Origin of the sequence: Pseudomonas sp. PDM01 (assembly GCF_014852325.1) — a bacterium.
Lineage (GTDB): Bacteria > Pseudomonadota > Gammaproteobacteria > Pseudomonadales > Pseudomonadaceae > Aquipseudomonas > Aquipseudomonas migulae.
Genome location: NZ_JACVBK010000003.1, coordinates 210,045 through 235,376, shown reverse-complemented (window position 1 = coordinate 235,376; position 25,332 = coordinate 210,045). Strand labels below are relative to the sequence as shown.

23 protein-coding genes and 1 riboswitch are annotated in these 25,332 nt (G+C 61.0%); of the genes, 16 read left to right on the top strand and 7 right to left on the bottom strand.

Annotated features, from left to right (window positions below):
* Position 1: 1 nt before the first annotated feature.
* Positions 2–1,153, top strand: coding sequence for an O-antigen ligase family protein (locus IB246_RS08995; protein ID WP_008040383.1), 1,152 nt, complete (start codon positions 2–4; stop codon positions 1,151–1,153).
* A 42-nt stretch (positions 1,154–1,195) separates the two neighbouring features.
* Here the strand turns inward: IB246_RS08995 and IB246_RS08990 are convergent, their stop codons facing one another.
* The gene (locus tag IB246_RS08990; protein ID WP_008040384.1) at positions 1,196–1,837 is read right to left on the bottom strand and encodes a hypothetical protein; all 642 of its coding nucleotides are present in this window, start codon (positions 1,835–1,837) and stop codon (positions 1,196–1,198) included.
* Positions 1,838–1,952: 115 nt separating this feature from the next.
* On the opposite strand from IB246_RS08990, the gene msbA reads away from it, so the two are divergent.
* From msbA to hldE, 4 genes are all read left to right on the top strand, one after another.
* Positions 1,953–3,752, top strand: coding sequence for a lipid A export permease/ATP-binding protein MsbA (gene msbA, locus IB246_RS08985; protein ID WP_008040387.1), 1,800 nt, complete (start codon positions 1,953–1,955; stop codon positions 3,750–3,752).
* 185 nt (positions 3,753–3,937) lie between these two features.
* On the top strand, positions 3,938–4,642 hold the full coding sequence (locus tag IB246_RS08980) for a sulfotransferase family 2 domain-containing protein (RefSeq protein WP_008040389.1): 705 nt from the start codon (positions 3,938–3,940) through the stop codon (positions 4,640–4,642).
* Positions 4,635–5,240, top strand: coding sequence for an adenylyl-sulfate kinase (gene cysC, locus IB246_RS08975; protein WP_008040391.1), 606 nt, complete (start codon positions 4,635–4,637; stop codon positions 5,238–5,240). The genes IB246_RS08980 and cysC overlap by 8 nt, the downstream gene beginning before the upstream one ends.
* A gap of 102 nt (positions 5,241–5,342) precedes the next feature.
* Positions 5,343–6,767: a bifunctional D-glycero-beta-D-manno-heptose-7-phosphate kinase/D-glycero-beta-D-manno-heptose 1-phosphate adenylyltransferase HldE gene (gene hldE, locus IB246_RS08970; protein ID WP_008040393.1), complete on the top strand. Its 1,425-nt coding sequence runs from the start codon at positions 5,343–5,345 to the stop codon at positions 6,765–6,767.
* A 137-nt stretch (positions 6,768–6,904) separates the two neighbouring features.
* Here hldE and IB246_RS08965 read toward each other — a convergent pair whose 3' ends face one another.
* The 4 genes from IB246_RS08965 to IB246_RS08950 all read right to left on the bottom strand — a co-directional run bounded on the left by IB246_RS08965 (position 6,905) and on the right by IB246_RS08950 (position 10,426).
* Positions 6,905–7,873 (bottom strand): hypothetical protein, encoded by a 969-nt coding sequence (locus IB246_RS08965; RefSeq protein ID WP_008040396.1) that lies wholly within the window; start codon positions 7,871–7,873, stop codon positions 6,905–6,907.
* Between the two features lie 33 nt (positions 7,874–7,906).
* Positions 7,907–8,719 (bottom strand): aldo/keto reductase, encoded by an 813-nt coding sequence (locus IB246_RS08960; RefSeq protein WP_008040399.1) that lies wholly within the window; start codon positions 8,717–8,719, stop codon positions 7,907–7,909.
* Entirely contained in the window at positions 8,716–9,891 is a 1,176-nt protein-coding gene (locus IB246_RS08955) for an NAD(P)/FAD-dependent oxidoreductase (RefSeq protein WP_008040401.1), read from the bottom strand. The genes IB246_RS08960 and IB246_RS08955 overlap by 4 nt, the downstream gene beginning before the upstream one ends.
* A gap of 202 nt (positions 9,892–10,093) precedes the next feature.
* Positions 10,094–10,426 (bottom strand): DMT family transporter, encoded by a 333-nt coding sequence (locus tag IB246_RS08950; protein WP_008027887.1) that lies wholly within the window; start codon positions 10,424–10,426, stop codon positions 10,094–10,096.
* A gap of 102 nt (positions 10,427–10,528) precedes the next feature.
* On the opposite strand from IB246_RS08950, the gene IB246_RS08945 reads away from it, so the two are divergent.
* Positions 10,529–11,449 carry a LysR family transcriptional regulator gene (locus IB246_RS08945; protein WP_008040402.1) on the top strand — a complete coding sequence of 307 codons (921 nt, stop codon included), beginning with the start codon at positions 10,529–10,531 and terminating at the stop codon, positions 11,447–11,449.
* Complete coding sequence (gene waaA, locus IB246_RS08940; protein WP_008040404.1) at positions 11,442–12,719, top strand: lipid IV(A) 3-deoxy-D-manno-octulosonic acid transferase; 1,278 nt, start codon at positions 11,442–11,444, stop codon at positions 12,717–12,719. The genes IB246_RS08945 and waaA overlap by 8 nt, the downstream gene beginning before the upstream one ends.
* A gap of 193 nt (positions 12,720–12,912) precedes the next feature.
* Here the strand turns inward: waaA and IB246_RS08935 are convergent, their stop codons facing one another.
* On the bottom strand, positions 12,913–14,352 hold the full coding sequence (locus IB246_RS08935; RefSeq protein WP_008027893.1) for a TolC family outer membrane protein: 1,440 nt from the start codon (positions 14,350–14,352) through the stop codon (positions 12,913–12,915).
* Positions 14,353–14,544: 192 nt separating this feature from the next.
* Positions 14,545–14,650: riboswitch (TPP riboswitch) on the top strand.
* A 163-nt stretch (positions 14,651–14,813) separates the two neighbouring features.
* Between IB246_RS08935 and thiC the strand changes: the two genes are divergently transcribed.
* Both thiC and cytX read left to right on the top strand, forming a co-directional pair.
* Positions 14,814–16,703, top strand: a complete 1,890-nt coding sequence (thiC, locus tag IB246_RS08930; protein WP_008027894.1) for a phosphomethylpyrimidine synthase ThiC — start codon at positions 14,814–14,816, stop codon at positions 16,701–16,703.
* 155 nt (positions 16,704–16,858) lie between these two features.
* Complete coding sequence (gene cytX / locus IB246_RS08925; RefSeq protein ID WP_008027897.1) at positions 16,859–18,151, top strand: putative hydroxymethylpyrimidine transporter CytX; 1,293 nt, start codon at positions 16,859–16,861, stop codon at positions 18,149–18,151.
* Here cytX and IB246_RS08920 read toward each other — a convergent pair.
* Positions 18,120–18,866, bottom strand: a complete 747-nt coding sequence (locus IB246_RS08920) for an RsiV family protein (protein ID WP_008040407.1) — start codon at positions 18,864–18,866, stop codon at positions 18,120–18,122. The genes cytX and IB246_RS08920 overlap by 32 nt on opposite strands.
* Positions 18,867–19,095: 229 nt before the next feature.
* Between IB246_RS08920 and IB246_RS08915 the strand changes: the two genes are divergently transcribed.
* The 7 genes from IB246_RS08915 to IB246_RS08885 all read left to right on the top strand — a co-directional run bounded on the left by IB246_RS08915 (position 19,096) and on the right by IB246_RS08885 (position 25,332).
* Positions 19,096–19,713, top strand: a complete 618-nt coding sequence (locus tag IB246_RS08915; RefSeq protein WP_008027900.1) for an NUDIX domain-containing protein — start codon at positions 19,096–19,098, stop codon at positions 19,711–19,713.
* On the top strand, positions 19,704–20,156 hold the full coding sequence (locus IB246_RS08910; protein WP_008027902.1) for a DUF1249 domain-containing protein: 453 nt from the start codon (positions 19,704–19,706) through the stop codon (positions 20,154–20,156). The genes IB246_RS08915 and IB246_RS08910 overlap by 10 nt, the downstream gene beginning before the upstream one ends.
* A gap of 107 nt (positions 20,157–20,263) precedes the next feature.
* Positions 20,264–21,079: a 3',5'-cyclic-AMP phosphodiesterase gene (gene cpdA / locus IB246_RS08905; protein WP_192230015.1), complete on the top strand. Its 816-nt coding sequence runs from the start codon at positions 20,264–20,266 to the stop codon at positions 21,077–21,079.
* A 187-nt stretch (positions 21,080–21,266) separates the two neighbouring features.
* Positions 21,267–21,875, top strand: coding sequence for a YqiA/YcfP family alpha/beta fold hydrolase (locus tag IB246_RS08900; RefSeq protein ID WP_008040411.1), 609 nt, complete (start codon positions 21,267–21,269; stop codon positions 21,873–21,875).
* 42 nt (positions 21,876–21,917) lie between these two features.
* Positions 21,918–23,822 (top strand): DNA topoisomerase IV subunit B, encoded by a 1,905-nt coding sequence (gene parE, locus IB246_RS08895; RefSeq protein WP_008027908.1) that lies wholly within the window; start codon positions 21,918–21,920, stop codon positions 23,820–23,822.
* Positions 23,822–24,811, top strand: coding sequence for an esterase-like activity of phytase family protein (locus tag IB246_RS08890; protein WP_008040412.1), 990 nt, complete (start codon positions 23,822–23,824; stop codon positions 24,809–24,811). The genes parE and IB246_RS08890 overlap by 1 nt, the downstream gene beginning before the upstream one ends.
* Entirely contained in the window at positions 24,808–25,332 is a 525-nt protein-coding gene (locus IB246_RS08885) for a TIGR02281 family clan AA aspartic protease (protein ID WP_008027912.1), read from the top strand. The genes IB246_RS08890 and IB246_RS08885 overlap by 4 nt, the downstream gene beginning before the upstream one ends.

Sequence of the window (25,332 nt, the reverse complement as noted above, 5' to 3'; positions counted from 1 at the left end):
CATGAAGCCAGGAAAAATCACCATCACGTCGTACTTCGGGGCAGCACTTTGCTTGTTCCTGTTGAGTTTTGTGGTGGGCTGGTCTTCGAAGTGGACCAACAACCTGTATTACGGCCTGATGGTTTTGCCTGGGCTGGTCTTTCTGGTCAAGGAGCGCGGGGCAGGCCTGTTCAAGCTCCCGTTGGCGCTGGGGTGGCTGGCTTTCCTGTTGTGGTTTCTGGTTCCGGCGACGATTGCCGGACATGCGCAGTTCTTCAAGCACATTTTCTATGTGCTGATGTTCGTGATGGTCGTGGGCGCCCTCACCAATCCACAGTTTTTCCGCAGCTCGGCCTTCGTTCGTGCGCAGTTCTGGGTCCTGACGTTGTACGTGTTCAGTTCGGCGATCTACGCCTGGGTGACCGGTGAGTATGCCGTCGGCATCCGTGTCGGACTGCTTCCAGGGCGTCTGGAAAATGTCATCTATGCCAGTATCTGGCTGTTCTGCGCATTGGGGCTGGCGCTGCCGATGTGGGTCAAGGAGCGGAGGCTGATCGAAGGTGGCCTGGCTGTCTTCCTGGCGGTGTTCGCCGTGGTCTTTGTCATGCAGACACGCACCGCGTTGGTGGGCGGAGCCTTCCTGCTGGGCGCCTGGCTGCTTTACGCGCTTTACAAGAAGCCGCGTCTGGTGGGCAGTGCGATGGCGGTTGGCCTGGTGATTCTCGGTCTGTTGTTCTGGATGGTGCACAACGAGCTTTGGTTCCTGTCCCTGTGGAACCGGGGTGATTCGTACCGCATCGAAATCTTCCACATCATGATCGGCGAGTGGCGCAACTGCGGTTGGGCGCTGGGCTGCGGCATCGGTTTCCATACTGAACAGTTGCTCGATGGCACGATGCCGATCCAGCATCCGCACAATATCTTCGTGGCCATGGGGCTTTACGGCGGTGCGGTGGCGTTGCTGCTGTTTGTCGGGTTGATGGTGGCTTCGCTGTGGCAAGCCTGGCGTCTGCGCGATGCGTGGGGTGTTTACCTGGCGTGTGCGTTGGTGATGCTGAACTTCGATGGAAGTTTGCTGATCGGCAACCCGGACGAGTTGTGGCCACTGGTGTTGCTGCCTTCGGCGATGATTCTCTCGCGTGTATTGAAAGCGCGACGCCAGGCACTGGCGTAATGCCTGACCTTCGCCTCCTCCCCGGAGGCGAAGGTGTCCAGATCATTTTTGCAGGGCGATGCTCAGTTCTTCCGCAGAGCAAACGCTCTGGGTCTGGCCATAATTCTGCATGAACACCTCACCGCGATCGTCGAGCAACCACTGGCGATCCTGTGGGTAACGCACCATATGCTTGAAGTTGCGCAGCCGCAGGGTCTTGCGCAGCGGACGGCGATAGACCCGCATATCGGCAATGTCGATCAAACCCAATTGATGCTCGGGCGTCAGCACGATGTTGCCCAGGTGCGCCGAGCGGAAATAGATCCCTCGCTCATGCAGGGTCGCCATGAACGCCCCCAACTGGCCGCGCAGCGGATCAGCGTCGCCTTCGTCGTCCAGCAACTGGCGCAGGGTCTGACCCGGTAACGGATCGTAGTGCACGGCATCGCGCTCGATACTCGCGATGCGGTAGACCTGACGAATCGACGGGCAGGGAATGTGCCGTTCACGCAATGCATCACAATTGTCGGCAAAACGTTTGGCGTACGGATACCAGGCGGCCGACGTCAACAGACGCTTGCGGCGGAACAGCTTGAGGATCGAGCCGTCCGTCAACCGCAGCACCTTGTCTCCCGAACCATCCGCTTCAAGGACTTGTGCACCCTCGCGCAGGGCGAGGTATCGGGTGTGGTCAAGCGCTTGCATCAATACTCCGGGGTCGACGCCGTGAGGCATGGATAGCCGGCCATATTACCGCAGCTCAGCGACTAAAATGGCCTGTGTTACACTCGCGGGCTCTTTTCTCATACAACGGGTTCTCATGACTAGCCCTGATTCGCCTGCGCCGTCGAGCTTGAAGATTTACCTGCGCCTGCTGTCGTATGTGCGCCCGTACTGGGGCCTGTTTGCCATCAGTATCATTGGCTTCGTGATTTTTGCCTCGACACAGCCGATGCTGGCCGGGATTCTCAAATACTTCGTCGACGGCTTGAGCAACCCCGAAGCGGTGCTGTTCCCGAATGTTCCCTACCTAAAAGACTTGCAGTTGCTGATGGCCGTGCCGCTGCTGATCATCCTGATCGCGGCATGGCAAGGCCTGGGGTCGTTCCTGGGCAACTATTACCTGGCCAAGGTCTCCCTCGGTCTGGTCCATGACCTGCGCGTCGAGCTGTTCAACAAATTGCTGGTTTTGCCCAACCGCTATTTCGACACCCATAACTCCGGGCACCTGATTTCGCGTATCACCTTTAACGTGACCATGGTCACCGGTGCTGCCACGGATGCCATCAAAGTGGTCATTCGCGAAGGCCTGACCGTGGTGTTCCTGTTTGCCTACCTGTTGTGGATGAACTGGCAACTGACCCTGGTGATGCTGGCGATCCTGCCGATCATCGCGATCATGGTCAGCAGCGCCAGCAAGAAATTCCGCAAGCAAAGCAAGAAGATCCAGGTGGCGATGGGCGACGTGACACACGTGGCGTCCGAAACCATTCAGGGCTATCGCGTGGTGCGCAGCTTCGGCGGTGAAAGCTATGAAGAGCGGCGCTTTGCCGAAGCCAGTCAGGGCAACACCGACAAGCAATTGCGCATGACCAAGACCGGCGCGGTCTACACGCCGATGCTGCAGTTGGTTATCTACACCGCCATGGCGGTGCTGATGTTCCTCGTGTTGTTCCTGCGCGGTGATGCCACCGCAGGTGACCTGGTGGCCTACATCACCGCCGCCGGCCTGTTGCCGAAACCGATTCGCCAGTTGTCGGAAGTCAGTTCGACCATCCAGAAAGGCGTCGCCGGTGCCGAAAGCATTTTCGAGCAACTGGACGTCGAGCCTGAGATCGACACCGGCACTGTCGAGCGCGATCGCGTCAGCGGTCACCTTGAAGTGCGTAACCTGAGCTTCACTTACCCAGGTACCGACCGTGAAGTGCTGAAGAACATCAGCTTCACCGCGGCGCCGGGGCAAATGATCGCGCTGGTGGGGCGTTCCGGCAGCGGCAAGTCGACCCTGGCCAGTCTGATTCCGCGTTTCTATCACCATGAAACCGGCGAAATCCTGCTCGATGACGTAGAAATCGAAGATTACCGTCTGCGTAATCTGCGTCGGCATGTGGCGCAAGTGACGCAGCATGTGACCCTGTTCAACGACTCCATCGCCAACAACATTGCCTACGGCGACCTTGCCGGCGCGCCGCGTGAAGACATCGAAAAGGCCGCCGCGGACGCTTATGCGATGGACTTCATCTCGCAAATGCCGCAAGGCCTGGACACTCAGGTCGGCGAAAACGGCGTGTTGCTGTCCGGTGGTCAGCGTCAGCGTCTGGCGATTGCCCGGGCCTTGTTGAAGAACGCACCGTTGCTGATTCTCGACGAGGCGACCTCGGCGCTCGATACCGAATCCGAGCGGCACATTCAGGCGGCACTGGATCAGGTCATGAAAGGTCGCACCACGCTGGTGATCGCTCACCGCTTGTCGACCATCGAGAAGGCCGATCTGATCCTGGTCATGGATCATGGGGAAATTGTCGAGCGCGGCACCCACGCCCAGCTTCTGGCGCAAAACGGCTACTACTCGCGCCTGCATGCGATGGGGCTCGATGCACCGGCAGAAAACATCGCCTGACCCGACGCGAGGGTGAGCCTGGCTCACCCTCGCGCTCATCGACGTGCAATGCGTCCGGTGAATTGTATCCAGACCTTTACCTTTCTTGACCAAACCTGAATAAATCTCGGCAACGCGCTTGTTAAGGTTCCTGAACGAACTTTGACTTCAATCGAGGGGGCCATCCCCTTCGCGCGGGTGCTGCAATGTTGCAACGTTATCTCTGGAAGCTGTTGCCCAAGGCGCAACGGCAATTCTTGCTGGGGCGTCTGTCGGTCGTGGACCGTCAGGTGGTCAATCGGTCGATGTCGGCCAACCTGTGCTATCCCCAGCCTTTCACACAGCGTTCCTGCCTGTTCATTCACGTCCCCAAATGCGCCGGGAGCAGCGTCTGTGCGGCGTTGTTCGATGGCTGGAGCCCGGGGCACTTGCCCTTGTACTGGTACGAACAGCAATTTCCCGAGCAGTTTGCCGACAGTTTCAAGTTTGCTTTTGTTCGCGATCCGCTGGAAAGGGCGTACTCGGCCTACGCTTTTCTGCGGGGCAACGAGCTGAGCCTGCGCGACCGGCCCGCGCAGAAACTGGTCAGCCACTACCGCGATTTCGACGATTTCGTCGCTCGCTGGCTGCACCCGGAAACGATCCAGCGGCAGCTGCATTTCGCTGCGCAAACGGATTTTCTCACCGATTCCTTCGGGCATCTGGCGCTGGATTTCATTGGCTATCAGGAGCATCTGGAGCGCGACTTTCAGCGGGTGTGCGAGCAGGTGGGCGACGCGGTGCCGCTGCCGCACATCAACAGCTCGCAGCAGCGGCGCACGGCGCCTGCCCGTGACTTCTGCTCAGTACGCACCCGCCGGTTGGTACGGCGGGTGTACCAGCGCGATTACGAGATGCTCGGTTATGAATGAGGCGCTGTCGATGTCAGTCCCCGGGATCAGGCCTTATGCGTTGTCGCTGTCGATCAACGACCGTGCCGCGATCAAATCGCAGCGGCCGCGCTGCCTCTGGCTGACGGGGTTGTCCGGTGCGGGCAAGTCAACGCTGGCCAATGCCCTAGAGCTACAACTCAACGAGCTCGGGCGGCATACCTTTGTGCTCGATGGTGACAATCTGCGCGCCGGTCTGTGCCGTGACCTGGGGATGGGGGCTGAATGTCGTCGGGAAAATATCCGGCGCATGGCCGAGGTGGCGAGGCTGATGGTCGATGCCGGCCTGATCGTGATTGTTGCGGCGATTTCGCCGTTTCGGGCCGAGCGTGATGCGGCGCGACGGCTGTTCGCCGAGGGCGATTTTATCGAGGTGTATGTGAGCACCTCGTTCGCGGTATGCGCGCAGCGCGACCCAAAAGGCTTGTATCGGGCGGCCCGGCAAGGACGGATCAAGGATTTCACGGGGATCGACAGTCCCTACGAGGCACCGTTGTGCGCCGAGTGTGAAATCGACACGCAAACGCTGGAGATGGCAGATGCTTGCCGGCGGTTATCGGGTTTATTGCTCAATAAATGAGCAATAAACCCCGCAAAATCATCCCGTTGCAGCCGCCACACAAGCCCACGTCAACCCTGTGTTAATATCCCGCCCCTGTTCATTCTGTATGTGGGTTGCTCCATGAAGTTGTCCATGCCGCGATTCGATCAAGCCCCTGTCTTGGTGGTCGGCGATGTCATGCTCGACCGTTACTGGCATGGTGGTACCTCACGGATTTCCCCTGAGGCGCCGGTACCCGTCGTCAAAGTCGAGCAAATCGAGGATCGCCCGGGCGGTGCCGCGAACGTTGCCCTGAACATTGCCGCCCTCGGCGCACCGGCCTCGCTGGTCGGCGTGACCGGCGACGATGAAGCCGCCGACAGCCTGGCCAACAGCCTCAAGGGCGCTGGCGTACGGGCGTTGTTCCAGCGCATCGCGCACCAGCCGACCATCGTCAAGCTGCGGGTCATGAGCCGTCACCAGCAACTGCTGCGTATCGACTTTGAAGAACCCTTCGCCACCGACGCGTTGGCGCTCAGCGAGCAAGTCGATGAACTGCTCGAAGGCATCAAGGTGCTGGTGCTGTCCGACTACGGCAAAGGCGCGTTGAGAAATCATCAAGTGCTGATCCAGGCCGCCCGTGCCCGTGGCATTCCGGTGCTGGCCGATCCCAAGGGCAAGGATTTCTCGATCTACCGGGGTGCGAGCCTGATCACTCCGAACCTCAGCGAATTCGAGACCATCGTCGGCGGTTGCGCCGATGAGCATGAACTCGTGAGCAAGGGCGCGCAGCTGATGCACGACCTCGACCTCGGCGCGTTGCTGGTGACCCGCGGCGAACACGGCATGACCCTGTTGCGCCCGGATCATCCGGCGTTGCACCTGCCGGCTCGGGCACGTGAAGTGTTCGACGTGACCGGTGCCGGCGATACGGTGATTTCTACCCTGGCGGCGGCGATTGCCGCGGGCGAGGAATTGCCTCACGCCGTGGCCCTGGCCAACCTGGCGGCAGGCATCGTTGTCGGCAAGCTCGGTACGGCGGCCATCAGTGCCCCGGAACTGCGTCGCGCCATCCAGCGTGAAGAAGGTTCCGAGCGCGGTGTGCTGGGTCTTGAGCAGTTGTTGCTGGCGGTCGACGATGCGCGTGCGCACAAAGAGAAGATCGTCTTCACCAATGGCTGCTTCGACATCCTGCACGCCGGCCACGTGACGTACCTCGAACAGGCGCGCGCTCAAGGCGATCGTCTGATCGTTGCGGTCAACGACGATGCTTCGGTCAGCCGCCTGAAAGGGCCGGGTCGTCCGATCAACAGCGTCGACCGTCGCATGGCGGTACTGGCCGGTCTGGGTGCGGTGGATTGGGTGATCAGCTTCCCTGAAGGCACCCCGGAAAACCTGCTGCGCGAGGTCAAGCCGGACGTGCTGGTCAAGGGTGGGGACTACGGGATCGACCAGGTCGTCGGTGCGGACATCGTGACGGCATATGGCGGAACGGTAAAAGTGCTGGGGCTGGTGGAAAACAGTTCCACGACCGCGATAGTCGAAAAAATCCGCAAGTCCGAGTGATACCAAACTTTTGTAGGAGCTGGCTTGCCAGCGATGGCCTCAAGGGCGCCGCGTTTACTCAGTAGACACGCGTCATCGTTAACGACCATCGCTGGCAAGCCAGCTCCTACAGGGTTAGGTGTACGCCTGCTGGGTTTTTAGGAACTGACCTTCTTGCGCGGCACGATCTTTTTCAGCAATTGCTTCGCCTTCCCGCGCAACCGCGCCAAACCGGAATCTTTCCCCGGCGGGTTCAAGCCTTGCTGGCGCACCCAATCCTTCCAGCGAATCCGCTCATCGCGCACCAGCCAGCCTTGCTGCTGGGCAAAACTCTCTGCCAGATACAACCCGCGCGTGCTCGCCGGGTAAAGGTGATCCTTTTTCAGGGTATACAACTCGGCCATCGGCTGGCCGTCCTGCAACGGCATCAGGTACAAGTCGGGACGCTTGCGGTCGAGGCGGGCCACCAGTTGATCGCCCTCCAGTCGTTCGTCGACATGAAACAGGCTCAGGGATTTGGCTTCCTTGGGCACGTCCAGGCGCAAGTCATAGATCAGTTGCAGCGACGCGGTCGGCAGGTGCACATAGGCGCGCGGTCGTTCGATCAACTGCAGGTTGGCGCAGCGCACCGGCCGCGCCGAGCCGGATAGCGGCGTCAGCCGAAACGGCAACGCCTCGCGATAGTGCAGCGCGGCGGAGTAGGGCGCCGGCAGCCAGGTGTCGTTGAAACGCCCGCCGAGCCAGCCTTCCGGCGTTTCCAGCAGGCACTCTTCGGCAATCTCCTGGATGGCGGTGTGCAGCGGCAGGTTCAGTTCGTGGGCCGGCACGTAACCGGAGATCAGCTTGAGCACCACATCGCCACGGTCTTGCCGACGCTGACGTACCAACACCCAGTAATCGCGATTCTGCCAATGCAGGGTCAGGCGCACCGAAACCCCGAGATTGGCCAACTCCACGGCGAACCGTTCGCTGTCAGCCACTGTCACCGGGCGGCGACGTTGCAACGTCTGGGAAAAATTCAGCGGCATCCCGACGCTTTGATAACTCAGGCCTTCGGGAGTCGCTTCGACGAATAACGGCAGGGTCTTGAAGTTGCTCGGGTTCTTTCTAATGAGCGTACGCGGCATGTCGGCTCCTGCTTAAGGCCGCGTGGGGCGGCATCAGTTGCTACGTAGGACCTGGGCAACGGTCGCGACGTTGTGGGCGAGGTGCAGCGGATTGATGGTCCCGACAATAGCACTGGCCACCCCCGGATGTTCAAACAACAACTCGAAACTGGCGCGCACCGGATCCACGCCTGGACTCAGGCAGACGTGACCGCTGGCGAGGGCTTTTTTGACCAGGATGGCTTTGCCGTGATCAGCAGCATAGTCAATGACCGGCTTCTCGTTTCGTTCGTTCAGATTGTAGGTGACCATCGCGCAATCACCTTGTTCCAGAGCCTTCAAACCGCCTTCGACGGTTTTGCCGGAGAAACCATAGCCACGAATCTTGCCTTCGGCCTTGAGCGCGGCGAGGGTCGCGTAGACTTCGCTGTCGTTGAGGATCGCCAGGTCGTTGCCGTCGGAGTGCACCAGCACCAGATCGATAAAATCGGTTTCCAGACGTTGCAGGCTGCGTTCCACCGAGAGCCGGGTATGCGCGGCGCTGAAATCGTGGCGGGACAGGCCGTCAGCAAACTCTTCGCCGACCTTGCTGACGATCACCCAGTCCTGGCGTTGACCGCGTAACAACGGGCCGAGTCGTTCTTCACTGCGACCATAGGCCGGGGCGGTGTCGATCAGGTTGATGCCCAGGTCGCGCGTGAGTTTGAGCAGCATGCGCGCTTCGTCATCGTCGGGGATCTGGAAACCGTTGGGGTATTTCACGCCTTGATCGCGGCCGAGTTTGACCGTGCCCAAACCCAGGGGCGAAACCATCAGGCCGGTGCTGCCCAGCGGGCGATGCAAGTCGTGCAGGGTCGGTTGGCTCATGGCAGCAGTTGCTCCCAGGCCGGGACGCCCATCGGCGGCTTCGGCAACTCGGGCAGCGGCGCGTGAGGGCTTGGCTGGATGCCGTCACGTTGCAATGAGCTGATGACGCGGTCGGCAAAGTCCGGCGCCAGCGCCAGTTTGGTCGGCCAGCCGACCAGCAAACGGCCTTCTTCGGCAAGGAAGGCGTTGTCCGGTCGCGTCAGGCCCGATTGCAGCGGCTCGGCGCGGTCCACACGCAAGGTCGCCCATTGCGCGGTGCTCAAGTCGATCCATGGCAGCAATTGGCCGAGTTCTTTTTGCGCGGTGGCGATTTGCTCGGCCGGTTCGCGGGCAACCCCTTCGGCCTCGGCGATATCGCCACCCAGGTACCAGACCCATTGGCCATCGGCGGCCGGATGGGTGGTCACGGTGATGCGCGGCTTGGTGCCGCCACCCAGGCAATGGGCGTACAGCGGTTTGAGGCCTGGCCCTTTGGCGATGATCATGTGCAGCGGCCGACGTTGCATGGCGGGCTTGGTCAGCCCCAGTGCTTCGAGTAGCGCTGCCGTCCCGGCACCGGCACTCAAGATGATGCGTTGGGCGCGGATTTCACGCTCGTCGACCTTCAGGCCGACCAGAACGCCAGCGTCCAGCAACGGCTCGATCGTCTTCCCGGCGAGCAAGCCGTCACCGGCCAGGTCGGCGAGGCGCTGAATCAGGCTTGGCACGTCGATCACCAGTTCTGCCAGTCGATAGACCTTGCCCTTGAAGCGCTTGTCTTGCAGGGCTGGCGGCAGTTGATCGCCCTTGACCTGATCGACGCGGCCGCGCACGGCTTTGCTGGCGAAGAAGCTGGTGAGGTTGCCGGCGATTGTGCCGGGGGACCAAAGGTAATGGGCTTCGGACAACAGGCGCACGCCGGACAAATCCAGTTCACCGTCACCGGCCAGGGCTTCACGCCAGCGGCGCGGCATGTCGGCGATGGCTTCCGAGGCGCCGGTCAGGGCGCCATGCAGCGCGTACTTGGCGCCGCCGTGGATGATGCCTTGGGACTTCAGGCTCTGCCCGCCACCGAGGGTGGCGCTTTCCACCAACACGGTCGAAAAACCCTGGCGGCGCAGGCGCGCGTTCAGCCAGAGGCCGGCGACACCAGCGCCGACAATCAAAACGTCGGTGGAAATAACGGATGGCATGCAGCGACCTCAGTGTTCAAGACGAGGGCGCAGTATACAGACTCGAAGAATGGAGGTTTTGCTGGCAATCAATCTATAGCCGGACACAAATTCTGTGGGAGTGAGCCTGCTCGCGATGAGGGCGGTACATTCAGCAGAGATGTTGACTGACATACCGCAATCGCGAGCAGGCTCGCTCCTACAATGGATTGTGTTTCAGGTTTTAGTGGCCCGCTGTTTTGGAGAAGAGCTGGATCACTACGACGCCCAGCACGATGAGCGCCATCCCGAGCATCGCCGGTACATCCAACTTCTGCCCGTAGATAAACAGCGCCGCGACGCTGACCATCACGATCCCCATGCCGGCCCACACCGCGTACGCCACACCCACCGGCACGCTGCGCACCACCAGCGTCAGCATCCAGAAGGCAATGCCATAACCGACGATCACCAGAATCAGCGGCAGCGGTGTGCTGAAGCCTTTGACCGCTTTCATCGAAACAGTGGCGATCACTTCGGCGCAGATGGCGATGGCCAGGTAGTAGTAAGCGGTCATGGGTGCATCCTCGTGTGAAGTGTTGCTTTATGAGGTCGGCATTTTAGAGGTTGCTCAGATGGGGTAAAGTCATTACCTATCTGTGCTGGAGATGGGTTGGTCATGAACATTCAATGGAATCTGGAGCAGTTGCGTTTGTTCGTCAGCGTTGCCGAGCAGCGATCGTTTTCCGCTGTGGCGCGGGACCAGCGCAAGGCGCAGTCGGCGGTCAGCAGTTCGATAGCGCTGTTGGAAGAAGACCTGGGTGTGAGCCTGTTCGACCGCAGCAGCGGCCGGCAGCCGAAACTCACTGAGGCCGGCAATGCGTTGCTGGATGAGGCGCGGGAAGTGCTGCGTCAATGCGAGCGCCTGAATGGCCGTGCGCTGGCAATGACGCGTGGGCAGGAAGCTCGCCTGCGCGTGGCTCAGGATGAGGCGATGCCGTATCAGCCGATCATTGAAAGTTTCGAAGCCCTGGCGGAACAGTTTCCCAGCCTTGAAGTGCAATTGACCAGCGCTGCCCAAGGCGATGTGGCGCGCAAGCTGGTGGAGCGCCGGGCCGATCTCGGTCTGTTGTTTTATCACGATCAGATTCCCGAGGCGCTCGAACGTCGAGTGCTGGGCAGCGTCGAAATGGTCACGGTATGTGGCGTCGGGCATCCATTGGCAACGCAGGCTCCGGTCGATTGTCAGCAACTGGCGCAGCATCGGCAGTTGCTGATGTCGACCCAGTCCAGTGTGTATCCCGGCAGCGAGCCGGCCAGCCCGCAGGTCTGGCGGGCCGACAGTTTCTACGTGATGGCCGAATGGCTGGTGCGCGGCCTCGGCTGGGCCTGGTTGCCACGGCACGTGGTGCAGTATCCGGCGTATCAGGGGCTGATGGTCGAACTGGCCAGCGAATGGACGCCGCCGGCGCTGGTGGTGGAGCTGGTCTGGCGCCGGGATGAACCGCTCGGCCCGGCAGCCCGTTGGCTGGCGGAACGTTTTGCCGTGCACTTGCAGGCGATCGGCGAAAAAACCGATAAACTCCGCCGCCATGAATAGAACTCTCTACACCGCGCTGTTTTACCTGGGGCTGCCACTGGTAGCGATTCGGCTGTGGCTGCGCTCGCGCAAGGCACCGGCGTATGCCAAACGCATCGGCGAGCGGTTCTCGCTCGGGCTGCCGGCGATGAAGCCAGGCGGCATCTGGGTGCACGCGGTGTCCGTGGGCGAGAGCATTGCCGCAGCGCCGATGATTCGCGCGTTGCTGCAACGTTATCCCGCGCTGCCGATCACCGTGACCTGCATGACGCCGACGGGCTCCGAACGCATCCATGCCTTGTTCGCCAACGAGCCGCGCATTCAGCACTGCTATTTGCCTTACGACTTGCCATGCGCGGCGGCGCGGTTTCTTGACCGGGTCCGGCCAACACTGGCGGTGATCATGGAAACCGAGCTCTGGCCCAACCACATTCACCAATGCGCCAAACGCGGGATTCCTGTGGCGCTGGCCAACGCACGACTGTCCGAGCGTTCCGCCAAAGGCTATGGCCGCTTCGGTAAATTGACTCAGCCGATGCTCGCCGAAATGAGCCTGTTCGCCGTGCAGACCGAAGCCGAGGCCCAGCGCTTCCGCGATTTGGGCGCCCGTGCGGAAACGGTTGAAGTGACCGGTTCGATCAAGTTCGACCTGACCATCGACCCGCAACTGCTCCAGCGTGCGACCGAGTTGCGTGGGCAATGGCGGGCGCAGGAACGTCCGGTGTGGATCGCCGCCAGCACTCACGACGGTGAAGATGAAGTGGTGTTGGCGGCGCATCGTCAACTGCTCGACAGTCATCCTGATACGTTGCTGATTCTGGTGCCGCGCCATCCGGAGCGTTTCAACGCGGTGTTCGAGCTTTGCAAGCAACAAGGTTTCGCCACAGTACGTCGTTCCTCCGGCGAGCCGGTCACCGCCGATACGTCGGTGTTGCTCGGCGACACCATGGGCGAGTTGCTGTTTTTGTATGCCCTGGCCGACAGCGCTTTTGTCGGCGGCAGTCTGGTGCCGAACGGTGGCCATAACTTGCTGGAACCCGCCGCGCTGGCGAAACCGGTGCTCAGTGGGCCGCACCTGTTCAACTTCCTCGAAATCGCCGCGCAGTTGCGCAGCGCCGGGGCGTTGCAGGAAGTGGAAGATGCCGAGGGTTTGGCGCTGGCGGTGCAGCGGCTGTTCGAATTGCCGCGCGATGCGCAGCGAATGGCAGACGCGGGGCTGAAAGTGATGCGCACCAATCAGGGCGCGTTGCAGCGGTTGCTGGATGGGTTGGATCGATTGATCAATCGCTGACTTGTAGGAGCCAGGCTTGCCGGCGAAGGCTTCCTTGAAATCGCCTTCGCCGGCAAGCCTGGCTCCTACGGGTTTTGCGTGAACCCAGAAGCTCCGTCATCCCCCGATTCTGTAGGAGCCAGCTTGCTGGCGATGGCGTCTTCGGAATCGCTATCGCCGGCAAGCCGGCTCCTACAAAGAGTCGCGTCGAATACTATTGCCCCGGTTTTGCCTTTAACTGCTCAGCCGCAGCCTTGGCCAGGTCCGGTGGCAGGAAGTCCTTGTCCGGGTTGTAGTCAGCCTTGAGATAGCGTTTGAGGTCCTGCAAATCCCCCGGGTTCAACGTGCCGGCGGCCTGCTTCAGGCGCAGGTTGTCGAGGATGTAGTCGTAGCGGGTGTTGTTGTAATTGCGCACCGAGGTGTACAGCTGACGCTGCGCGTCGAGCACATCGACGATGTTGCGCGTGCCCACCTGATAACCGATTTCGGTCGCTTCCACCGCGCTCTGGTTGGAGATGATCGACTGCTTGCGCGCCTGCACCTGCTCGACATCGGTGTTCACCGCGCGATGCAGGTTGCGGGTGTTTTCCACCACCTGCCGACGCAGGCCTTCACGCTGTTGTTCGGTCTGATCCAGGCGCGAGTACGACTCGCGAACCTGCGAACTGGTCAGCCCGCCGCTGTAGATCGGGATGTTCAATTGCAGCGCCAGCGTGCGTTGCTCGACGGGGCCACCATATGGCTGGCCGAAGCCGTTCGGGTTGCTGAAGCCCAAGGCATCGTTATCGCCTTTCTCATACTTGGCCACCGCATCCACCGTCGGTGCGTGGCCGGCCTTGCGCTGCTTCAGGGTTTCTTCGGCGGCGCTGACTGCGTAGTTGCTGGCCAGCAGATTCAGGTTCTGTTTGGCGGCGGTGTCGACCCAGGCCTTGGCGTCGTTCGGTGCCGGCGGCAGGATCGGCAAGGTGTGAACGATGCCCTGAATCGAGTTGTACTGACGGTTGGTCAGAGTGATCAACGCTTCAAACGCATCATCCACCTGACGCTGCGCAACGATCCGGTTGGCCCGTGCGGTGTCGTAACTGGCTTGCGATTGCAGCACGTCGGTCTTGTCCGACAGGCCGACATCGAAGCGTTCGTTGGACTGGTCGAGCTGACGCTTGAACGCCGCTTCCTCGGCCTTGGTCGAGGCCAGGTTGTCCTGGCTGCGCAGCACGTTGAAGTAGTCCTCGGCGGTTTGCAGGATCAGGTTCTGCTCGGTCGCCGAGAGTTGCAGGGCGGCTTGCTCATTGACGTCCTTGGCGGCCTGGTACTGGAACCAGCGATCGGCACGAAACAAAGGCTGAGCCAACGTTGCCTGATAGGAATTGGCGCTACGGTTGGCAACGGACGACGGTTGATCGATATCGGTGCGCACGTTGGCCAACTGGGCGCCACCGGAAATATTCGGCAGCAAGCCGGCGCGTGCCTGGGGCACGACTTCTTTCTGCGCGCCGTATTGGGCGCGGGCGGCGGCCAGGTCGGCGTTGTTGTCCACCGCTTCCTGGTAGACGCTGACCAGATCGGTCTTGGTCGATAAGGGCGCTTCTGCTGCCCAGGCCATTCCATTGGAAGCACAAGACACGGCAAGGGCCAGTGAGAGTTTGCGCAGCATGAGGCCATCCCTAAAAATTACACTGATAATTTGAGCGCCAAAGGTACGGCGCAGCCCACTCAGCGTCAATGCGCGACATGGCCGTTGCGAGTGTAGTTGCGCATACGTGCGGCAACAATCGTCTGATTGCGCCATTCATCATGGTGTTTACTGCGGTGTTGGCGTTCTTTGTCAGTTGTGTCTAGACTGGCCGGGTTCTTGTCGGGGTGCCTTGCTATGAGGCTGAGATCGAATAATTTCGGATCCCGTTGAACCTGATCAGGTTAGCGCCTGCGTAGGGAACAAGATTTCTCGTCACCCGGCGAGTCCTCTTGTGCTTCGTCCGGGATGTTGTTCGACAATCGAACACCCCTCGAGCACTGAGCACAGCACTGCTGGTTTTCCCAGCGTTCGTGCGTCCATTCGATTACAGGTTCGCTCCGACAAAAATCCACTGCCTGGATGTGTTCGGAGAGCCCGTGATGACGATAAAACCAAAAAACATAACGAACCTGAGTGACTCGGCCCAAGTCGATCAACAATCGGTTCAACCGTTTACCCGCTCGCAAAAAATCTACGTTCAGGGCTCCCGCCCGGACATCCTCGTGCCGATGCGCGAAATCAGCCTTGATGTGACCCCGACCGACTTCGGCGGTGAGATCAACGCGCCGGTTGTCGTGTACGACACCTCGGGTCCGTACACCGACCCCAACGTGATCATCGACGTGCGCAAAGGCCTGGCCGACATCCGCTCGCCGTGGATCGAAGCCCGTGGCGACACCGAGCGCCTGCCCGGCCTCAGCTCGAACTTCGGCAAGGAACGCCTCGCCGATCCGGAGCTGACCAAGCTGCGATTCGCTCACGTGAACAACCCGCGCCGCGCCAAGGCCGGTGGCAACGTCACGCAAATGCACTACGCGCGTCAGGGCATCATCACGCCCGAGATGGAATTCGTCGCCATCCGCGAAAACATGAAGCTTGAAGTCGCCCGTGCCGCTGGCCTGCTGGATCAGCAACACGCCGGCCACAGCTTCGGCGCCAGCGTGCCGAAAATCATCACCCCCGAATTCGTTCGTGAAGAGATCGCTCGCGGTCGCGCGATCATCCCGGCCAACATCAACCACACCGAACTGGAACCGATGATCATCGGCCGTAACTTCCTGGTGAAGATCAACGGCAACATCGGCAACAGCGCACTGGGTTCGTCCATCGAAGAAGAAGTGGCGAAACTGACCTGGGGCATTCGCTGGGGCGCGGACAACATCATGGACTTGTCCACCGGCAAGCACATTCATGAAACCCGCGAGTGGATCATCCGCAACTCGCCAGTGCCGATCGGCACCGTGCCGATTTATCAGGCGCTGGAAAAAGTCGGCGGCGCTGCCGAAGACCTGACCTGGGAGCTGTTCCGCGACACGCTGATCGAACAGGCCGAGCAGGGTGTCGATTACTTCACCATCCACGCCGGCGTGCTGCTGCGCTACGTGCCGCTGACCGCCAAGCGTGTGACCGGCATCGTTTCCCGTGGCGGCTCGATCATGGCCAAGTGGTGCCTGGCGCACCACAAAGAAAACTTCGCCTACACGCATTTCGAAGAGATCTGCGAAATCATGAAGGCCTACGACGTCAGCTTCTCGCTGGGCGACGGCCTGCGTCCGGGCTCGATTGCCGACGCCAACGACGCCGCGCAATTCGGTGAGCTGGAAACCCTCGGCGAGCTGACCAAGATCGCGTGGAAGCACGACGTGCAAACCATGATCGAAGGCCCGGGCCACGTGCCGATGCAGTTGATCAAAGAGAACATGGACAAGCAGCTCGAGTGCTGCGACGAGGCGCCGTTCTACACCCTCGGCCCGCTGACCACTGACATCGCGCCAGGCTACGACCACATCACCTCGGGTATCGGTGCGGCGATGATCGGCTGGTTCGGTTGCGCGATGCTCTGCTACGTGACGCCGAAGGAACACTTGGGCCTGCCGAACAAGGATGACGTGAAGACCGGGATCATCACTTACAAGATCGCCGCGCATGCCGCCGATCTGGCGAAGGGACACCCGGGCGCGCAGATTCGCGACAATGCCTTGAGCAAGGCGCGATTCGAGTTCCGTTGGGAAGACCAGTTCAACCTGGGCCTCGATCCGGACACCGCACGTTCGTATCACGATGAGACGTTGCCGAAGGATTCGGCCAAGGTCGCGCATTTCTGTTCGATGTGCGGGCCGAAATTCTGCTCGATGAAAATCACCCAGGAAGTCCGCGAATACGCGGCCAACCAGCGGATCGAAACCGTCGACGCCGAAGTCGCCCGCGGATTGGCGGAACAGGCTGAGCGGTTCAAGCAGGAAGGCAGTCAGCTGTACAAGAAGGTTTGATCTGATCCGCAGCGTCAGTGCTTCCTGACTGGCGCATACCCTGTAGGAGCGAGGCTTGCCCGCGAAGGCGTTTTACCTGACACACCGCCTTCGCGGGCAAGCCTCGCTCCTACAGGGGGCGGGTACAAAAATAATGTTCCTCTGAGATAACACCCTTGAGCATTCAACCCAGCACTTATTCACCCGACATCGCGGTGCCGACCGACAAACGTGTCTTCGGCGGCCGTGATCTTTTTTCCCTGTGGTTCTCCCTCGGCATCGGCCTGATGGTTTTGCAGACCGGCGCATTGCTCGCGCCAGGTCTTGGCCTGTCCGGTTCGCTGCTGGCAATCTTCCTCGGCACGCTGGTCGGCGTTCTGCTGCTGGCCGCTGTCGGCGTGATCGGCAGTGACACCGGCCTGTCGTCGATGGCCGCGCTCAAACTCAGCCTCGGTGCGAAAGGCGCGAGCCTGCCAGCGGTGCTGAACCTGCTGCAACTGATCGGTTGGGGCTCGTTTGAAATCATCGTCATGCGCGACGCTGCCAGCCTGCTCGGCGCGCGTGCGTTCAGCGAAGGCAGTCTGTTCTCCAGTCCGCTGCTCTGGACGTTGTTCTTCGGTGCCTTGGCAACCTTGCTGGCCGTCAGCGGTCCGTTGACCTTCGTGCGCCAGATCCTGCGCAAATGGGGCATCTGGCTGCTGCTGGCCGCGTGCATCTGGCTGACCTGGAACCTGTTCGCCAAAGCCGATCTGGCGGCGTTGTGGGCGCAGGCCGGGGACGGTTCGATGCCGTTCGCCGTGGGCTTCGACATTGCCATCGCGATGCCGCTGTCGTGGCTGCCGCTGATCGCTGACTACTCGCGTTTCGGCAAGCGTGCGAAAAACGTGTTCGGCGGGACGGCGATTGGTTTCTTTATCGGCAATTTCTGGCTGATGAGCCTGGGCGTGGCTTACACCCTGGCGTTCGCGCCGAGCGGTGAAGTGAATGCCTTGCTGTTGGCGCTGGCCGGTGCCGGCCTGGGGATTCCGCTGCTGCTGATTCTGCTCGATGAGTCGGAAAACGCCTTTGCCGACATTCACTCGGCGGCCGTTTCCAGCGGGATTTTGCTGCGCTTGAAAGTCGAACACCTGGCGTTGGCCATCGGTGTGGTCTGCACCCTGATCGCCTTGTTGGCGCCATTGGCCCAGTACCAGAACTTCCTGCTGTTGATCGGTTCGGTGTTTGCGCCGCTGTTCGGCGTGGTGCTGGTGGATCACTTCATCCTGCGCAAGCGCTCGGCTCAAGTGGCGTCAGCCGCATTGCGCTGGCCGGCGCTGCTCGCCTGGCTGGGCGGGGTCAGCACCTATCACTTGCTGGCCAATCTGTATCCGGACATCGGCGCAACCCTGCCGTCGTTGATTCTGGCAGGGCTGCTGCAACTCGTGCTGGGTCGGGCCTTCAGTTACGGCCGGGAAACAGCTCGGGCTTGATGATGCCGTTCAGGCGAGGGTAGGGGATCTTCAGTTCGACGTGGCCCAGCGCGTAAGGCGCGATGGTGCTCACGTCGTACTTGAGGATCACCCCGCCGTAGGTCAGCGCAATGTTCTGGGTTTTCTGGAACGGCCAGCTCTTCACGAACTCCGGTTCCTGATCGAGCTTGGTGCTGATCAACCAGCTGTTGTGCGCAACCTGCGCCGCTTTCCAGAATGCCTCTTCCTGACCTGGCACCAACATGTCGGACAAGGTCAGCACTTTATGCTGCTGGCGCGAATAGTTGATGAAGCTGCGGCCCGGCGTGCCATGTGCACCGCCGGTGTCCAGGTAGCTGGAAAATTCGACGATCACCAAGCCGTCATGCTGCTCACGTACTTTGGCTTGCAAGTAGCTGCTGTAGCGCGGGCCGGCGGTGCGCAAAAACTCATCGCGATAGGCCGCCAGCGTCGGCGCCACCGGGGCGTCGGGCGAGGTGCGGGTCATTTGCAGCAGACGTTTTTCGACAATGCCGTCCAACTGCGGCTCGGCGGGGAAGCGCAGCGTATCGATGTTCACCAGCGGGCAGTCAGGTGTCGTGCAGCCCGGTTTCAGCTGTTCGGAAGCATCGCGGGTAGTCTCCAGCGGCGCCCGGTAGTTGGGCTGGAACAGGCTTTGGCAAGCGCCCAGGGTCAGGGCGATTGCGGCCACGGAGGCGATTTTAAAAAGCGACATGGGCGTCCTTCGTAAAACAGGGAAAGGCAAAAAGTTATCCGCTTCGACTCTCAACGAAGCAGTCAGTTCGCCACTAAGCTAATTAGAGTTGGTTTCGCCCTCACCGTCTATCCCGCTGACTGGAAAGGGGCTGCATCAAACGGCGCGGGCGCGTTAGGATGGCGCGAAGTCGAGGTTGCAAGTAACCAAAAGGAGCCTCGGATCGGACTAGCAGTAAACGAGGATTGTCATGACTGATTTTGCCAACGCCATTCCGACCGCCGTTGATATCGTTCGGCGCGAAAAGTGCTACGAGGGCTTTTACAAGCTCGATCGCGTGCACTTGCGCCACGAGTTGTTCGCCGGTGGCATGAGCCGCGAAATCAATCGTGAAGTGTTTGTTCGCCACGATGCGGTCTGCGTGTTGCCCTACGACCCGCAGCGCGATGAAGTGGTGTTGATCGAGCAGTTTCGCGTCGGCGCCATGGGCAAGACCGACAATCCCTGGCTGATTGAACTGGTCGCTGGTCTGATCGACAAGGATGAAGTGCCGGAAGAAGTTGCTCACCGCGAAGCGCAGGAGGAAGCTGGGCTTGTATTCGGGGCGCTCTGGCCGATGACCAAGTATTTTCCATCGCCGGGTGGCAGCAATGAATTCGTGCATTTGTTCCTGGGGCGTTGCGAGACAACCGGGGTCGGCGGCCTGCATGGGCTGGAGGAAGAAGCTGAAGATATCCGCGTCACGGTCTGGGCGTTCGAGGATGCCCTGCAAGCCGTACGCGACGGACGAATTGCCAACGCGGCCAGCATCATTGCCTTGCAATGGTTAGCTTTGAACCGCGCTGAAGTGAGGGGGTTATGGTCGTAAACAAGTTGCGCGATCGCTACCGGGTGGACCTCGTGGGGCTGCAAGCCTCTTGCGAGGCCAACTACGCGCGCCTGATGCGACTGCTGCCGGACATGCGCAACGAGCCGGCGGCGCGGCGCATTGCCGTGACCCACGGCGAGCAGATGCTCGGCGTGCTGGCCCTTGAAGTGCTGCAGGTCTGTCCATACACCACGACCCTGCAAGTGCGTCAGGAACACAGCCTGCCGTGGCTGCCGGTGCCGCAACTGGAAGTGCAGGTCTATCACGACGCCTGCATGGCCGAAGTGGTCAGCGCCGAACATGCGCGACGCTTTCGCGGGATCTATCCTTACCCGAACGCCTCGATGCACCAGCCGGACGAAAAGGCGCAGCTGAACATGTTCCTGGGTGAATGGCTGAGCCATTGCCTGGCGTGTGGGCACGAATACGCCGTTGTGCGTTGAGCTCGCTAGATGTGAACTGCGTCAGCTTCTCGGATTTCCTCTTTCGTTCGTCCCCCAGCATAATCGCGGCATTCCACTTATCCCGTGTTTAGCCCTGGGAGACCGCCTTGCCGAGCGTATCCACTTTGACCCCCGCCGATTCGGCGTTGCTGGTGCAACTGTCCGACAGCCATCTGTTTGCCGAAGCGGACGGCACGTTGCTGGGCATGAATACGCGCGACAGCCTGCAAAAGGTCATCGAGCTGGTCAGGCAGCAACAGCCGCAGATCGATCTGATCATTGCCAGCGGCGATCTTTCCCAGGACGGGACGCTGGAGTCGTATCAGCAGTTTCGCGACCTGACCCGGCAACTCGATGCACCGGCGCGCTGGATTCCCGGCAATCACGACGAACCGCAGATCATGGCCGCAGCCGCCGTGCACAGCGCGCTGCTGGAACCAGTGGTGGATGTCGGCAACTGGCGCGTCACGTTGCTCGACTCGGCGGTGCCGGGGTCGGTGCCCGGGTATTTGCAGGATGAACAATTGCAGTTGCTGGCGCGCTCGCTGAGCGAGGCACCGGAGCGCCATCATCTGGTGTGCTTCCACCATCATCCGGTGTCGATCGGGTGTGCGTGGATGGAGCCGATCGGGTTGCGCAATCCCGAAGCACTGTTTGCTGTGCTGGACCGGTTCCCGCAAGTACGTGCGGTGCTTTGGGGGCACGTGCATCAGGAAATCGATCAAGTGCGTAACGACGTGCGCCTGATTGCCTCGCCCTCGACCTGCATTCAGTTCGAGCCGGGCAGTGAGGATTTCAAGGTCGGCGAGCAGGCGCCAGGGTATCGGTGGTTGCGGCTGTTGCCCGATGGTCGGCTCGAAACCGGCGTAGAGCGCGTGACCGGGTTCGACTTTCAGGTCGATTACGGCTCCTACGGCTACTGAATATCTGCGGTGCTGCCATCGCCAGCAGGCTGGCTCCCACAATGAATCCGCGTCGTGCACAAATCCCTGTGGGAGCCAGCCTGCTGGCGATGGCGTCCGCTCAGGCGACATGAATTCCACGGATATCCCCGATTCCCCCGACACCCTGTAAACTCCGCCTTCTTTACCCGACGCACAGGGAGTTCAAATGTCCGGTTCGATCCTTTATATCCACGGTTTCAACAGTGCGCCTTCGTCAAAAAAGGCCACTCAGTTGATCGAAGTGATGGAGCGTCTGGGCTTGAGCGATCACCTGCGCGTTCCGGCCCTGCATCACCATCCGCGCGAGGCCATCGGTCAGCTCGAACAGGCAATTTCGGAGCTTGGCCGGCCACTGCTGGTCGGCAGCTCACTCGGCGGCTACTATGCGACTCACCTGGCCGAGCGCCATGGCTTGAAAGCCCTGTTGATCAACCCCGCCGTCAGTCCGCACCGGATGTTCGACGGGTATCTGGGGACGCAGAAAAACCTGTATACCGATGAGGCCTGGGAATTGACCCACGACCATGTGACGGCCCTGGCCGAGCTGGAAGTGCCGGCACCCCAGGACCCGCAGCGGTATCAGGTATGGTTGCAGACGGGCGACGAAACGCTGGATTATCGCCTCGCCCAGCAGTATTACCGGGCCTGTGCCTTGCGCATCCAGGCCGGCGGCGACCATAGTTTCCAGGGTTTTGCCGGGCAATTGCCGGCAATGCTGAGTTTTGCCGGCATCGGCGCAGATTTGTATCAGGCGATTGATTTCACTGCACTGTGAGTCATCGCCTCTATTTAATAGAACATTTGACGACGAGACCCCATGGCCACTCCCAGCGCTAGCTCTTATAACGCAGACGCCATCGAAGTCCTCTCGGGCCTCGACCCGGTGCGCAAACGCCCCGGCATGTACACCGACACCAGTCGGCCGAACCACCTCGCCCAGGAAGTCATCGACAACAGCGTCGACGAAGCCTTGGCCGGGCATGCGACGTCGGTGCAGGTCATCCTGCACGCCGATCACTCCCTGGAAGTCAGCGATGACGGCCGTGGCATGCCGGTGGACATTCACCCGGAAGAGGGTGTGTCGGGCGTCGAACTGATCCTCACCAAGCTCCACGCGGGCGGCAAGTTTTCCAACAAGAACTACCAGTTCTCCGGCGGTCTGCACGGGGTGGGTATTTCGGTGGTCAACGCCTTGTCGACCGAAGTCCGGGTGCGCGTGAAGCGCGACGGCAACGAATACCAGATGACCTTCGCCGACGGTTACAAGAAGACCGAGCTGGAAGTGGTCGGCACCGTTGGCAAGCGCAACACCGGCACCAGCGTGTTCTTCGCGCCAGACCCGAAGTACTTCGACTCACCGAAATTCTCCATCAGCCGCCTCAAGCACGTGCTCAAGGCCAAGGCCGTTCTGTGCCCGGGGCTGCTGGTCAGTTTTGAAGACAAGGCCACCGGCGAGAAAGTCGAATGGCATTATGAAGACGGCCTGCGCTCCTACCTGGTGGACGCGGTCAGCGAATTCGAGCGCCTGCCGGACGAGCCGTTCTGCGGCAGCCTGGCCGGTAACAAAGAAGCGGTCGACTGGGCGCTGCTGTGGTTGCCGGAAGGTGGCGACAGCGTGCAGGAAAGCTACGTCAACCTGATCCCGACGGCCCAGGGCGGTACGCACGTCAACGGTTTGCGTCAGGGCTTGCTTGATGCCATGCGCGAGTTCTGCGAATTCCGCAGCCTGCTGCCACGCGGCGTGAAGCTGGCGCCGGAAGACGTCTGGGAACGCATCGCCTTCGTCCTGTCGATGAAAATGCAGGAGCCGCAATTCTCCGGCCAGACCAAGGAACGCCTGTCGTCCCGCGAAGCGGCGGCGTTCGTGTCCGGCGTGGTCAAGGACGCGTTCAGCCTGTGGCTCAACGCTCACCCGGAAACCGGCATGCTCCTGGCGGAGCTGGCGATCAACAACGCCGGCCGTCGTCTGAAGGCCAGCAAGAAGGTCGAGCGCAAGCGCATCACCCAAGGCCCGGCACTGCCAGGCAAGCTCGCCGACTGCGCCGGGCAGGACCCGATGCGTTCCGAGCTGTTCCTGGTGGAAGGTGACTCCGCCGGCGGTTCCGCCAAGCAAGCGCGGGACAAAGAGTTTCAAGCGATCCTGCCGTTGCGCGGCAAGATCCTGAACACCTGGGAAGTCGACGGCAGTGAAGTACTGGCCAGTCAGGAAGTGCACAACATTGCCGTGGCCATCGGTGTCGATCCGGGCGCGGCGGACATGAGCCAGCTGCGTTACGGCAAGATCTGCATCCTCGCCGACGCCGACTCCGACGGTCTGCACATCGCCACGTTGCTGTGTGCGCTGTTCGTCCAGCATTTCCGCCCGTTGGTGGATGCCGGTCACGTCTACGTCGCGATGCCGCCGCTGTACCGAATCGATTTGGGCAAAGAAATCTACTACGCCCTCGACGAAGCTGAGCGTGACGGCATCCTCGATCGTCTGGTGGCCGAGAAGAAACGCGGCAAACCGCAGGTCACCCGATTCAAAGGTCTGGGTGAAATGAACCCGCCGCAACTGCGCGAAACCACCATGGACCCGAACACCCGGCGTCTGGTGCAACTGACCCTGGAAGATTTCGAAGCGACTTCGGAAATGATGGACATGTTGCTGGCGAAGAAACGCGCCGGTGATCGTAAATCCTGGCTGGAATCCAAAGGCAACCTGGCCGAGGTTCTTGGCTGATGCGGTTTGGCTTTGCCCTGGCGTGTGCGTTACTTCTGACCTCGGCTTCGGCGTTTGCTGAGCCGGCACCGGAGTTGCGCCTGTTGTCCGAGCATCCCGTGGAGGGCATGCGCGGCGGCAACCTGTCGGGGCTGGCCCAGTGTGGCAAGAATCTGTGGGCCGTTTCCGATCGCGACGACGATCAGATCTACCGGCTCGAAACCGGCGACACGGTCTGGCAGGCTGAAACCGTGCGCATCGGTGTGCCGCCGGTGCCGGACAGCGATTTGCCCTGGGGTTTGCGTTCGCGGACCTGGGTGGCGTCGTTCGCGCGCGGCGGGGACCTGGATTTTGAAGGCATCACCTGCGACAGCGCCGGCAATCGCTACATCGTCAGCGAGTCCCATGCGGCGATTCTGCAAGTGCCGCCCGTTGGGCCGACGTCCTGGCTGAAGATTTCGCCGATGCTGGTTCGCGAGGCGCGGGCCAGCGGCATGTTGTTGCACTTCAATGCATTGTTCGAGGGCCTGGCGATCAATCCGGAGGGCGACCAGTTATGGTTGGCCGCCGAGCGTGAGCGCCGAGGACTGCTGTTGATCAAGCGTCAGCAAACGGTCTGGGATTGCGACGGCGGCTGCGTGCTGCTGAGCGAAGCCGGGATGGAAATGCAGCCGGCGAAATTTCCCAAGGCCAGAGCCGTGTCGCGGGATTTTGCCGATCTGTCGTTGTTCAACGGCAAGCTGTTTACCCTTGAGCGTAACGCGTTCGAGATTTGCCGCCGTGACGCGGTGACGGCCAAAGTCGAGCGTTGCTGGTCGTTTGCCGACGAGGCATTGCAGGAGAACCGTCGTTATCCACAGGGCTATGGCCTGACGGAAGCGTTGATCGTCGACGCCGATGGCGCCTGGGTCGGCATTGATAACAACGACGGTGCCCGTGCTGATGGCGAGTATCGCCCGGTCGTCTGGCGCTTTGCCGCGCCGGAAGGTGGCTGGAGTGCCAAGCCATGACGCCGCAAACACCTGGAAAACGCGCCGGTCGGGTGTTCATGGTGCTGGCCTGGTGCGCAGCGCTATTTCTGGCGACACGGTTTTTCGGCCAATGGGAGGAGCGTCAGCAAAATCCCAACGTCGTCGTCAGCTCGGAACAGGGCGAAGGTTTTATCGAAGTGAAACTGGCCAGCAACACCCAGGGGCACTTTGTCGCCAGCGGCCAGATCAACGGCCAGTCGGTGGATTTCATGCTGGATACCGGGGCGACCGATGTGGCGATCCCGGCAGAAATGGCCGAACGGCTGAAACTTGAACAAGGCTTCGGGGTGACCCTGAGCACCGCCAACGGTCGCACCGAGGGTTATCGAACCCGTGTCGACCGGCTGCAACTGGGCGACATTGTGCTGCGTGATGTGCGCGCCATCGTCGTGCCAGGCCTGGATGGCAAGCAAGTGCTGCTCGGTATGAGCGCGCTGAACAAACTTGAATTTACCCAGCGCGGTGGCACCATGCTGCTGCGCCAGACAACGAACCGATGA

What these genes read in the sequence shown, in the direction of transcription:
- IB246_RS08995 (WP_008040383.1), top strand. Translation starts at nt 2, where the DNA reads ATGAAGCCAGGAAAAATCACCATCACGTCGTACTTCGGGGCAGCACTT.
- IB246_RS08990 (WP_008040384.1), bottom strand. Translation starts at nt 1,837, where the DNA reads ATGCAAGCGCTTGACCACACCCGATACCTCGCCCTGCGCGAGGGTGCA.
- msbA (WP_008040387.1), top strand. Translation starts at nt 1,953, where the DNA reads ATGACTAGCCCTGATTCGCCTGCGCCGTCGAGCTTGAAGATTTACCTG.
- IB246_RS08980 (WP_008040389.1), top strand. Translation starts at nt 3,938, where the DNA reads ATGTTGCAACGTTATCTCTGGAAGCTGTTGCCCAAGGCGCAACGGCAA.
- cysC (WP_008040391.1), top strand. Translation starts at nt 4,635, where the DNA reads ATGAATGAGGCGCTGTCGATGTCAGTCCCCGGGATCAGGCCTTATGCG.
- hldE (WP_008040393.1), top strand. Translation starts at nt 5,343, where the DNA reads ATGAAGTTGTCCATGCCGCGATTCGATCAAGCCCCTGTCTTGGTGGTC.
- IB246_RS08965 (WP_008040396.1), bottom strand. Translation starts at nt 7,873, where the DNA reads ATGCCGCGTACGCTCATTAGAAAGAACCCGAGCAACTTCAAGACCCTG.
- IB246_RS08960 (WP_008040399.1), bottom strand. Translation starts at nt 8,719, where the DNA reads ATGAGCCAACCGACCCTGCACGACTTGCATCGCCCGCTGGGCAGCACC.
- IB246_RS08955 (WP_008040401.1), bottom strand. Translation starts at nt 9,891, where the DNA reads ATGCCATCCGTTATTTCCACCGACGTTTTGATTGTCGGCGCTGGTGTC.
- IB246_RS08950 (WP_008027887.1), bottom strand. Translation starts at nt 10,426, where the DNA reads ATGACCGCTTACTACTACCTGGCCATCGCCATCTGCGCCGAAGTGATC.
- IB246_RS08945 (WP_008040402.1), top strand. Translation starts at nt 10,529, where the DNA reads ATGAACATTCAATGGAATCTGGAGCAGTTGCGTTTGTTCGTCAGCGTT.
- waaA (WP_008040404.1), top strand. Translation starts at nt 11,442, where the DNA reads ATGAATAGAACTCTCTACACCGCGCTGTTTTACCTGGGGCTGCCACTG.
- IB246_RS08935 (WP_008027893.1), bottom strand. Translation starts at nt 14,352, where the DNA reads ATGCTGCGCAAACTCTCACTGGCCCTTGCCGTGTCTTGTGCTTCCAAT.
- thiC (WP_008027894.1), top strand. Translation starts at nt 14,814, where the DNA reads ATGACGATAAAACCAAAAAACATAACGAACCTGAGTGACTCGGCCCAA.
- IB246_RS08920 (WP_008040407.1), bottom strand. Translation starts at nt 18,866, where the DNA reads ATGTCGCTTTTTAAAATCGCCTCCGTGGCCGCAATCGCCCTGACCCTG.
- IB246_RS08915 (WP_008027900.1), top strand. Translation starts at nt 19,096, where the DNA reads ATGACTGATTTTGCCAACGCCATTCCGACCGCCGTTGATATCGTTCGG.
- IB246_RS08910 (WP_008027902.1), top strand. Translation starts at nt 19,704, where the DNA reads ATGGTCGTAAACAAGTTGCGCGATCGCTACCGGGTGGACCTCGTGGGG.
- IB246_RS08900 (WP_008040411.1), top strand. Translation starts at nt 21,267, where the DNA reads ATGTCCGGTTCGATCCTTTATATCCACGGTTTCAACAGTGCGCCTTCG.
- parE (WP_008027908.1), top strand. Translation starts at nt 21,918, where the DNA reads ATGGCCACTCCCAGCGCTAGCTCTTATAACGCAGACGCCATCGAAGTC.
- IB246_RS08890 (WP_008040412.1), top strand. Translation starts at nt 23,822, where the DNA reads ATGCGGTTTGGCTTTGCCCTGGCGTGTGCGTTACTTCTGACCTCGGCT.
- IB246_RS08885 (WP_008027912.1), top strand. Translation starts at nt 24,808, where the DNA reads ATGACGCCGCAAACACCTGGAAAACGCGCCGGTCGGGTGTTCATGGTG.